At 65.4% G+C, this 10,524-nt stretch carries 9 protein-coding genes and 1 tRNA gene; 6 read left to right on the plus strand and 4 right to left on the minus strand.

All coding sequences use genetic code 11. The features are described from left to right. Positions 1 to 173: 173 nt before the first annotated feature. From ppk2 to hemA, 4 genes are all read right to left on the minus strand, one after another. On the minus strand, positions 174 to 974 hold the full coding sequence (ppk2, locus tag ACVOMF_RS19010) for a polyphosphate kinase 2 (RefSeq protein WP_481510652.1): 801 nt from the start codon (positions 972 to 974) through the stop codon (positions 174 to 176). Between the two features lie 41 nt (positions 975 to 1,015). Further along, a complete protein-coding gene (locus ACVOMF_RS19015) occupies positions 1,016 to 2,719 on the minus strand; it encodes an O-linked N-acetylglucosamine transferase, SPINDLY family protein (protein WP_481510653.1) in 1,704 nt (567 codons plus the stop codon). Positions 2,720 to 2,975: 256 nt separating this feature from the next. After that, positions 2,976 to 4,061 (minus strand): peptide chain release factor 1, encoded by a 1,086-nt coding sequence (gene prfA / locus ACVOMF_RS19020; RefSeq protein WP_481510654.1) that lies wholly within the window; start codon positions 4,059 to 4,061, stop codon positions 2,976 to 2,978. Further along, positions 4,039 to 5,322 carry a glutamyl-tRNA reductase gene (gene hemA / locus ACVOMF_RS19025; protein ID WP_481510655.1) on the minus strand — a complete coding sequence of 428 codons (1,284 nt, stop codon included), beginning with the start codon at positions 5,320 to 5,322 and terminating at the stop codon, positions 4,039 to 4,041. The genes prfA and hemA overlap by 23 nt, the downstream gene beginning before the upstream one ends. A gap of 67 nt (positions 5,323 to 5,389) precedes the next feature. Between hemA and ACVOMF_RS19030 the strand changes: the two genes are divergently transcribed. The 6 genes from ACVOMF_RS19030 to ACVOMF_RS19055 all read left to right on the plus strand — a co-directional run bounded on the left by ACVOMF_RS19030 (position 5,390) and on the right by ACVOMF_RS19055 (position 10,456). Further along, complete coding sequence (locus ACVOMF_RS19030; protein ID WP_481510656.1) at positions 5,390 to 7,072, plus strand: tetratricopeptide repeat protein; 1,683 nt, start codon at positions 5,390 to 5,392, stop codon at positions 7,070 to 7,072. Continuing rightward, on the plus strand, positions 7,069 to 7,728 hold the full coding sequence (lolB, locus tag ACVOMF_RS19035) for a lipoprotein insertase outer membrane protein LolB (RefSeq protein ID WP_481510657.1): 660 nt from the start codon (positions 7,069 to 7,071) through the stop codon (positions 7,726 to 7,728). Before ACVOMF_RS19030 ends, lolB begins: the two co-directional genes overlap by 4 nt. Beyond that, a complete protein-coding gene (ispE, locus tag ACVOMF_RS19040) occupies positions 7,725 to 8,603 on the plus strand; it encodes a 4-(cytidine 5'-diphospho)-2-C-methyl-D-erythritol kinase (RefSeq protein ID WP_481510659.1) in 879 nt (292 codons plus the stop codon). Before lolB ends, ispE begins: the two co-directional genes overlap by 4 nt. 3 nt (positions 8,604 to 8,606) lie before the next feature. Then, positions 8,607 to 8,683 (plus strand) — tRNA-Gln (locus ACVOMF_RS19045). A gap of 108 nt (positions 8,684 to 8,791) precedes the next feature. Further along, entirely contained in the window at positions 8,792 to 9,751 is a 960-nt protein-coding gene (locus ACVOMF_RS19050) for a ribose-phosphate diphosphokinase (RefSeq protein WP_282267136.1), read from the plus strand. Positions 9,752 to 9,856: 105 nt separating this feature from the next. Beyond that, on the plus strand, positions 9,857 to 10,456 hold the full coding sequence (locus tag ACVOMF_RS19055) for a 50S ribosomal protein L25/general stress protein Ctc (protein ID WP_481510658.1): 600 nt from the start codon (positions 9,857 to 9,859) through the stop codon (positions 10,454 to 10,456). Positions 10,457 to 10,524 lie beyond the last annotated feature (68 nt).

Raw genomic sequence — 10,524 nt, forward strand, 5'->3', positions numbered from 1 at the left:
CCGTCCCCCCCCCCCCCCCCCCCCGACCCCCCGGGGAGGGTTGGGGAGGGGGAGTTTTTCAGCTCTCCACGCAATGTCAGATTCGCGGCTTACGCCGCTCCTACAGCTCCTGCAGCATGGCTGGGAAGGCTCCTGCCGAGCATGGCTCGGCACTACAAGGCGCTGGAGGCGCGCTATGGCTTGGCGGCTTCTTCACCATCCACTGCAAACGGCGCAATCGGCTTCACCACCCCGTACTTTTCTTTCTTCGGTTTGCCCGGCAGTGGTGGCAGCTCGACCACCGGTTCGTCGATGTGGGTATCCGGCAGGCGATCCAGCAGGTCGCGGATCAGGGTCAAGCGACCGCGTTTCTGGTCATTGAAGTCCACCAGCGTCCACGGCGCCTGTGTGGTGTGGGTAGCTTCCAGCATGGCTTCGCGGGCTTGGGTGTAGGCGTTGTACTCCTGCCGCGATTTCAGATCGATCGGCGACAGCTTCCAGCCCTTGAGTGGATCATCGCGGCGCTCGGCAAAGCGCTTTTCCTGCTGCTCCTGGTCCACGCACAGCCAGTACTTGAACAGCAGGATGCCATCGTCGACCAGCAGTTTCTCGAACGCGGGAGCCTGCTTGAGGAAGTCTTTGTACTGTGCATCGGTGCAGTAGCCCATCACCTTTTCAACGCCAGCACGGTTGTACCAGCTGCGGTCCATCAGCACGATCTCGCCGGCGGCGGGCAGGTGTGCGATATGGCGCTGGAAATACCACTGGCTGTCTTCGCGTTCGCTGGGCTTGGGCAAGGCCACCACCCGGCACTGGCGTGGATTGACGTGTTTGGCGATGTCCTGGATGACGCCGCCTTTGCCGGCGGTATCGCGGCCTTCGAACAACACCAGCACGCGCTGCCCGCAGTGCTGGGCCCAGCGGGCCATGTTGGCCAACTCCAGCTGCATCGGTTCCAGCAACGCTTCGTACTGTTTGCGCTTGAGCTTGCCCATGGTCACTCCTTGTGGAATGCCGAGCCTAACCCAATCGCATGTCAGCCAATGTCAGCGCCACGCCAGCCGTGGCTGCCGGCAAGCTGTTGCAGCAGCTGGGTCAGGTCGCTGGCGAAGCCGGCCATGTCGAACAGGCTGCTGCGCTCGCGCGCCTCGGCCAGCCGCTGGCGCGTGGCCTGCAGGGTGGCTGCATCGTTGCCCAGCGCAACTGCCTTGGCGATGAATGCCTGGCCATCGGCGACATTCATGTCGTCCAGGCCTAGGTGATGGTTGAGGCTACCGGCTACCCGCGCGGCAAACGTGTTTCCGGGCGCGGTCAACACCGGACAGCCAGCCCATAGCGCGTCGGAGGCGGTGGTGTGGGCGTTGTACGGATGTGTGTCCAGGAACAGATCGGCATGCTGGTAGCGGGCCAGATACTGCGGATGCGGCAGTTTGCGCATGAACACCAGGCGCGCTGGATCCACGCCGCGTTGGTGGGCGATGTGCTGCAGGCGCTGATCCGCCTTGCCCGGGCCGGACAGCAGCCACAGCACGCTGCCGGGCACGCCCAGCAGCACCTGCAGCAGGCGTTCGACACTGAGCGGATTGAGCTTGTAGCTGTTGTTGAAGCAGCAGAACACCACGCCGGTTTCCGGCAGGCCACAGTCGCTGCGCGAGGGCGGTGGTTGAACAATACGGGTGTTGTCCGAGGGCTGGAAGGCGCGCGGCAGGCGCAGCACCTTTTCGCTGAAGCCTGAGTCCAGTGCAGATGGCAGCACGAACCCATCGGCGACGGCGTAGTCGATCCACGGTGCGCCAGACGTGCCGGGATAGGCCAGCCAGTTCAGCTGCAGTGGAGCAGGGCGCATGGCCAGCACCTCGGGCGTGCCACCGCCGCCCCAACCGCGCAGGTCGAACAGCAGGTCGATACCGGCGCTGCGGATGCGCTGGGCTATCGCGGCATGTGCCTGGCCGCTGACGTCGTGCAACTGCTCCGCAGCGGCCTGCAGGCGTTCGCGGATGCTGCTGCCATCGTCGCGGTTGAGTGCAAACAGGTGCAGCTGCAATTGCGGCTGCGCGCGCAGCTGTTCGAACAGGGCGACCGTCAGCAGGCCGGTGGGATGTGCACCGAAGCCGTTGGATAGGAAGCCGACGCGCAGCGCGCCCTGTGCACGGACCTGCGTTGGCGGCAGGCGGGGAATGGACTGGGTCAGCACGCTGGCACGTTGCCGCGCACAGGCCAGTTGTTCGGCGGCGCTGGCGTCTTCGCTGAGAAAGGCGAAGGGCTCCACGGCGGGATTGCCTTGCGCTACCGCGCGCTGCACCTGCTGCGAAAGTGCATCGATATCGCGCCAGTCGCAGAGCCGGCGCTGCCAGTTCAGGCGCTGTGCGGCCATATAGGCTTCGTCCGGTGCCAGGGCATGCGCACGTCGATAGGCGTCGGCGGCGGCTTCGGGCTGGTTGGCGTCTTCCAATACGTGACCCAGCCACAAGGCCATGCCGGGGTGTTGCGGAGCAAGTTGGCAGGCCTGCTGCAGCAGTGTGGCGGCTTCGTCGTGCTTGCCCTGCATCCAGCGGGCGCGGCCGAGTCGGGCGAGGGCTTCAGGGTGTTGCGGACGCAGCTGCAGTGCTCTGGATGCAGCTGTTTCACCTGCGCGTACATCGCCGGCGCCAAGTTCCGCGTCGGCCAGCATCACCCAGGCGATGAAGTCACCGGGTTGGCGGTTGACGGCATGGCGGAGCTGGTCGCGTTCGTTGGTCATGGTCTGGCTTTTGCTCCCTCCCTTGCGCAGCGCGCAGGGGAGGGTTGGGGAGGGGGGCTTTTGATTTTGCTCTGGGCTGGCGACCAAGGCCAAATGCAGGGGCAGTAGTGAAGGCCAAAGCCAAAGCCAAAGCCAAAGCCAAAGCTACCCCTCCCCAGCCCTCCCCTATGCTGCGCATAAGGGAGGGAGCAAAACCTGCGCTACGCGCAAGGTAGGGAGCAAAGCCTGCGCTATGCGCGGGGGCGAGAGCTGGGCCTCAGGTCCCTTCAGCCAAACGCGCCAGCTCATCCACCTGGTGTTCGTGCTGCAGGCGTGCGATCAGGTCGTCCAGGCCGCCTTCGATGATGTTGGGCAGGTCGTACAGGGTCAGGCCTTCGACTCGGTGGTCGGTGATGCGGCCCTGCGGGAAGCTGTAGGTGCGGATACGCTGGCTTCGATCGCCACTGCCTACCTGCAGGCGGCGCGACTCGGCCTGGGCTGCGGCCTGCTTGCTGCGCTCGGCATCCAGCAGCTGCGCTTTCAGGCGTTTCATCGCCTTGTCGCGGTTGGCGTGCTGGCTGCGCTCGGTCTGGCATTCCACCACCACACCGGTGGGGACGTGGGTGATGCGGATCGCCGACTCGGTCTTGTTGACGTGCTGGCCGCCGGCGCCGGAGGAGCGGAACGTGTCCACCTTCAGATCCGCCGGGTTGATCACCACGTCTTCGACATCGTCGGCTTCGGGGATGATCGCCACCGTCGCTGCCGAGGTGTGGATGCGGCCCTGCGATTCGGTGGCCGGCACGCGCTGCACACGGTGCGTGCCGGATTCGAACTTCAGCTTGGAATAGGCACCGCGGCCAACCACGCGTGCCACGATTTCCTTGTAGCCGCCGTGTTCGCCGGGGTTGTCGGATTCGACTTCCACCTTCCATCCCTGGCGCTCGGCATAGCGGGCGTACATGCGGAACAAGTCGCCGGCAAAAATCGCCGCCTCGTCGCCGCCGGTGCCGGCGCGCACTTCCAGGAACAGATTGCCTTCATCGCGCGGGTCGCGCGGCACCAGCAGCAGTGCCAGTTCCTCGTCCAATGCCTGCAGACGGGCCTGGGCGGCGCTGATTTCTTCCTCGGCCAGCTCGCGCAGTTCCGGGTCGTTGCGCATGGCTTCGGCCGAGGCCAGGTCTTCCAGCGCACGGGTTTCGTTCGCCAATGCAGTGGCGATGGGTTCCAGTTGCGAGAACTCACGGGAAAAATTGCGGAAGCGCTCGTTGTCAGCGACCACATCAGGGTCGGAAAGCAGGCGTTCCAGTTCTTCTCGGCGCTCGGCCAGTGCCAGCAGCTTACGGCGCAGGGTCGGCGTCATCATTCCTCGCAGCGGGGTGGTGATACCCGGGGGTGGCCGGGAACAGGCGCTCGGCGGCGCGGGTGAGATCGGTATCGCCATCCTGTGCGGCTTGGCGCAGGGCGGCGGTGGGCGGATGCAGCAGGCGGTTGGTCAGGCCGTGCGCCAACTGCTCCAGTACCTCGTCGGGGAGTTTGCCATGCGCCAGCTGTTGCCGGGCCTTGGCCAGCAATTCGGCGCGGGTGGCCTCACCGAACGCGCGCAGTTGCCGGATCGGCGCCTGCAGGCGCGCCGCGCGCAGGTTCTCCAGATAGCGGGTGACCTGCAGGTCGATGATGGATTCGGCCTCGGCGGCGGCTTCGCGGCGGCCGCGGCGGTTTTCTTCCACGGCCCGTTCCAGGTCATCCACGGTGTACAGGTAGGCGTCGGCCAGCGTGCCCACCTCGGCATCGATATCGCGCGGCACGGCCAGGTCGAACAGCAGCATCGGCTTGTGCCGGCGCAGGCGCAGCGCGTTGGCGACCTGGCGGTGCAGGATCACCGGCTCGCGCGCCGCGGTGGCCGAGAACACCACGTCGGCTTCGCCCAGATGGCGCTCCAGCTCGGTCAAGGGCAGTGCCACGCCGCCGTGACGGCTGGCCAGGTCCTGGGCATTGGCCAGGGTGCGATTGGCGATGAGCAGGCGCTTCACCTTGGCATCGCTCAGATGCTTGGCGACCAGCTCCATGGTTTCGCCAGCGCCGACCAGCAGCACGGTGGATTCGTCCATGCGCGCAAACGAGTCCTGCGCCAGCCGCACCGCGGTGGAAGCCACCGAGATTGGATTGGCGCCGACGCGGGTATCGGTGCGGGCACGTTTGGCCACGGAGAAGGTCTGCTGGAACAACCGGTCCAATTGTTGCCCGATTGCGCCGCTGTCGTGGGCAAGCGCCCAGGCATCTTTTACCTGGCCCAGGATCTGCGGTTCGCCCAGTACCATCGAATCCAGCCCGGTCGCGACCCGGAACAGGTGGCGCACGGCCTCAGCGTCGCTGTGCTGGTAGAGATAGCCCTGCAGGCTGCCGGCGTGGTGTTCCAGCCAGTGGCTCAGGGCCTTGCTGTCCTCGGCAACGGCATACAGCTCGGTGCGGTTGCAGGTGGACAGCAGCACTGCTTCGGCCAGCTGCGGGGTCTGTCGCAATGAATCCATCGCGCGCGGCAGGGCGTCTCCGCCAAAGGCAGCGCGTTCGCGCAGTTCTACCGGCGCAGTCTGGTGATTCAGTCCGAGCACCCACAGGGTCATCTGTTCAGTTGCTTGCGATAAGCTGCTGGCTGTTGAAGGCCGCCATTTTACGGCCCGGTTGCGCCAGATGCCCGTATTCAATCGCATATGCACCGTTCTGTTGCTTTCCCTGCCGGTTTTTCCGGTGCTGGGGGCCCCGGTTGCGCCAACCCAGGCGCCGTTGGCAGCTGAAGGCCTGCCGTTGACCCCGGTGCTGGCCGGCGAATTCTCGCTGCAGGCTGGCAAGCTGCCCGACGCGGCCCGCTGGTACCTGCAGGCCGCGCAGGAGGCCAAGGGCGACGTGGGTCTGGCTGAACGCGCCACCCGCATCGCCATGCTGGCCGATGACGCCGACCGCGCCGAACAGGCGCTGGCCCTGTGGGCGCAGCGCGACCCCGGCTCTGTAGCGGTGCGCGGCACCCGCGGCGCGCTTGCCATGCGCAATGGCGATGCCAAGCTCGCCCGCAAGGAGCTGCTGGCGGTACTGCGCTCTCCTGAACCACGGGCCTGGCGCTATGCGCTGCTGGCGCTGGCCACTGGCGGCCGTGACCCGGCGGTGCCGGCACAGGTGCTGGGCATGCTGGTGGATGCCAATGCGATCCCCAATGATCTGGAGGCCTGGCAGGAATTTGGCCGCCTGGCCCTGCGCATGGAGAGCCCTGAACTTTCGCGGCGCATGGTGGGCGAGGTGGTGCGGCGCTTCCCGGATGAGCCGCGGGTGGCGCTGCTGCATGCCTCCCAGCTCAACCAGGCCGGCAAGAAGGACCAGGCGCTGGCCCTGCTCAAGGGCATCGAGCCCAAGGCGGAGAAGGACGAGGAGCTGCGCGGCGCGCTGGCCGTTGCCTATGACACCCTGGGCGAAACCGCTGCCGCCGAGCATGTGCTGTCGGTAGGTGAGCAGAACCTGCAGAGCTGGGGCATGCGTGCCTCGCTGCTGGCCAAGCAGAAGGACGATGCGGGCCTGTTGGCGCTGTATCAGGACATCGCGGCCAAGGCCAGCAAGCCCGATCCGGACCAGCGCCTGCTGCTGGGCAAGATCGCCGAATACCTGAAGCGCTACCAGGAAGCCGTAGATTGGTATCACGGCGTGCCCGGTGGCGAGCATCGTGGTGAGGCGCAGCTGCGTGCGGTCAACGCGCTGCACCTGATGGGCGACAAGGCGCGCGCGTCCAAGGAGGTGCAGTTGATTCAGGCTGATGCCTCACTGGACGACGATGTGCGCCGCGACGCCTATCTGCTTGAATCCGAGCTGCAACTGCGTGATGGCGAAACCAAGGCCGAGTTCGATGTGCTGGCTCGTGGCCTGGCTGCATTCCCGGATGACAGTGCCTTGCTGTACGCCCGCGCGTTGGCCTGGGAACGCAACGACAATGTGCCGCGCGCCGAGGCCGACCTGCGCAAGGTGCTGGTGGCCGAGCCGGAGAACGTGGCGGCGCTGAACGCGCTGGGTTACACCCTGGCCGACCGCACCCAGCGCTACCAGGAGGCGTTGGAGCTGATTGACCGTGCGCGCGTCGCCGAGCCGGACAATGCGGCCATCGTCGACAGCTATGGTTGGGTGCTGTATCGGCTGGGCCGTAACGACGAGGCACTGGTGCATCTGCGCCGCGCCTGGAGCTTGAACAAGGACCCGGAAATCGCCGCACACGTTGGCGAGGTGCTGTGGGTGCTGGGGCAGAAGGACGAAGCCAGGCGCTTCTTCGACGAGGCCCGCAAGCTGGATCCGGATAACCGCGCGCTGCAGCGTGCGATCGAAAAGTTGGGTGTATGAACGCAATGATGTGGCGGGCGCCGGTGGCGCTGCTGTTGGTGGGCGGGCTCGCGGCCTGTGGTTCGGTGCCCAAGCGCCAGGCGGCGCCGGTAGCGGCTGAAGTGGAACAAGTGTCCGCGCAGGCGCAGGCGGTGGAACAGCAACGGCAGGCCGCCCTGCAGGCGCAGCCGACCTGGTCGTTCCAGGGCCGGGTGGCGATCAGCAAGGGGCGCAACGGCGGCAACGGTCGGATCGACTGGCTGCAGCAGGGGGCTGCCTATCAGGTCAGCCTGGCTGCACCAGTGACCCGCCAGAGCTGGCAACTCAGTGGTGGCGAGCCTGGGCAGGCGGTGCGCCTGGAGGGGCTTGATGGCGGTCCGCGCACGGCCGATGACGCCGGCCAGCTGCTGTTGCAGGCCACTGGCTGGGAAATCCCGGTCGCCCAGCTGGCCGAGTGGGTGCGTGGCCTGCCAAGTGCCGGCGCCAGCCCCGAACACCTCGGTTTTGACGCCGAAGGGCGGCCACGGGTGCTGCGCCAGCAGGGCTGGCAGGTGGATTACCTGGACTGGTATCCGGCCGAGGCCGGGCGTCCGTCGCTGCCGCGCCGGATCGAGGTGGTCAACGGCGATGCCAAGGTCCGTCTGATCGTGGATGAATGGGGTTCGGACGCGCCATGACTGCCGTTGTTGACGAAGCGGGCTGGTCGTACTGGCCGGCCCCGGCCAAGCTGAACCTGTTTCTGCATATCACCGGCCGTCGCGCGGATGGCTACCACGTGCTGCAGACCGTATTCCGGTTGCTGGATTGGGGCGATCGCATCGGGCTGCGTCTGCGTGAAGATGGGCGAGTGCATCGCGACGGGCCGTCCGTTGCAGGCGTTGCCGAGGCTGATGATCTGGTGGTTCGTGCGGCCATTGCGCTTAAAAATGCCACCAATTGCGACAAAGGTGTCGATATCCGGGTCGAAAAGCGGATCCCGGCCGGTGGCGGTTTTGGCGGTGGCTCATCAGATGCGGCCACCGTGCTGGTGGCGCTGAACGCGCTATGGGGCACCGGTCTGGACGAGGACGCGCTGGCAGCCCTGGGCGTCCGACTGGGCGCTGATGTACCGGTATTTGTGCGCGGGCGCAGCGCCTGGGCAGAAGGCGTGGGCGAATTGCTGACGCCGATTGAATTGCCGGAAGCATGGTATTTGCTGGTCGATCCGGGGGTTCACGTGCCCACGGCTGAACTTTTCCGTTCACAGCATTTGACGCGGGATGCCAAGCCCGTGAAAATAGCGGACTTCGCTTCCGGGACCGTCCTCGGAAATGCGTTCGAGCCGGTACTACGGCGCCAGGAACCTGCCATCGAGGCGACGTTCCAGGCCTTGTCAGGTATTGGTCGGGCACGACTCACGGGGTCGGGAAGCGGTTGTTTCGTCGAGTTCGCCACGCGCGCTGCTGCAGAGCAGGCCTTGGCGGAGTTGCCGCCGCAACTGCGAGCATGGGTAGCTGCGGGTGTTGATCGCTCGCCACTGCTGGATGCGCTGGATACGACGGGAATTGTTTGATGCAGGGGCGTCGCCAAGAGGCCCAAGGCACCAGGTTTTGATCCTGGCATTCGTAGGTTCGAATCCTACCGCCCCTGCCACACACTCCCAATGCTGTAAGCGCAATGGATGTGCGCCAGTCACACCTGCGCCATCACTGCAGTACTCACGTTTCCATTTGCTACTCGCCCCCGCCCGAGAGAGCTGTCATGCAAGATTCCCCGAACCTGCTGGTCTTTTCCGGCAATGCCAATAAACCTCTTGCACAGAGCATCTGCAAGGAACTCGGGGTAAGGCCGGGCAAGGCGCTGGTTTCCAAGTTCTCCGACGGTGAAGTACAGGTCGAGATCCAGGAAAACGTGCGCAAGCAGGACGTTTTCGTCGTTCAGCCGACCGGTGCTCCGAGCGCCGAGAACCTGATGGAACTGCTGGTGATCATCGACGCGCTGAAGCGCGCGAGCGCTGCATCCGTCACCGCGGTGGTGCCGTACTTCGGCTACGCCCGCCAGGATCGTCGCATGCGCTCCTCGCGCGTGCCGATCACCGCGAAGGTTGCTGCAAAGATGTTCTCGGCCGTGCATACCGACCAGATCCTCACGGTCGACCTGCACGCCGATCAGATCCAGGGTTTCTTCGACATGCCGGTCGATAACGTCTATGCGTCGCCGCTGCTGCTGGCCGACATCTGGCGTGTCTACGGCACAGACAACCTGATCGTGGTCAGCCCGGACGTAGGCGGCGTGGTACGCGCCCGCGCCGTGGCAAAGCGCCTGGATGATGCCGACCTGGCCATCATCGACAAGCGCCGTCCGCGTGCCAACGTTGCCACCGTGATGAACATCATCGGTGACGTTGAAGGCAAGACCTGCGTGATGGTCGACGACATCGTCGACACCGCCGGCACCCTGTGTGCTGCCGCTGCCGCCCTCAAGGCGCGCGGTGCACTGAAGGTTGCCGCGTACTGCACCCACGCCGTGCTCTCGGGCCCGGCGGTGGACAACCTGAACAACTCCCAGCTCGACGAGCTGGTGGTGACCGACACGATTCCGCTTTCCGAAGTGGCCCGCGTCTGTCCCAAGATCCGCCAGATCAGCGTGGCCGAAATGCTGGCCGAGACGATGCGTCGCATCGCCTTCGGTGAGTCGGTCAGCTCGATGTACGTGGATTGATGCATCCGGTCCCCGGCTTGCCGGGGATCATCACGGGCTCTTCTGGTCGCGGAAGAGTCTTTACGCAACGCCGCGAGGCGATGCAACAACCTAGAGTAGTCAACAATGGCAAAGTCCCACGAAATCAAAGTCGCCCGTCGTGACGTGCAAGGTCAGGGTGCGAGCCGCCGCCTGCGTCACGAAGGCGTGGTCCCGGGCATCGTTTACGGTGGCGATAAGGAGCCGGTGAAGGTCCAGTTCAACCACAACGAAATCTGGCTGGCCCAGTTCAACGATTGGTTCTATTCGTCGATCATCGACCTGAACCTCGACGGCACCATCCACAAGGTGCTGCTGCGTGACATGCAGCGTCACCCGTACAAGCAGCTGGTCATGCACCTGGATTTCCAGCGCGTGAACGAAAATGAAGTGCTGCACGCTTCGGTGCCGCTGACCTTCATCAACGAAGACACCTCGCCGGCTGGCAAGGCTGCCGACGTGCTGGTCACCCACGAGCTGAAGGAAGTGTCGATCGCTTGCTTGCCGAAGGACCTGCCGGAGTCGATCGAAGTCGACCTGGGCGAGCTGAAGGCTGGCGACGTGATCTACCTGTCGGGCCTGAAGCTGCCGGCTGGCGTGGAAATCCCGGCACTGAAGCTGGGCAAGGGCCACGACGACGCAGTCGTCATCGCCAAGACCTCTGCTGCCGAAGAAGGTGCCGAGTAATCGGCTGGTTGGGGCGCCCCCCACCCCCGGGGGGGCCGCCCGCCGACAAAAAATACAAGAGGGGGGGG

The organism is Stenotrophomonas sp. STEN022 (genome assembly GCF_056760155.1).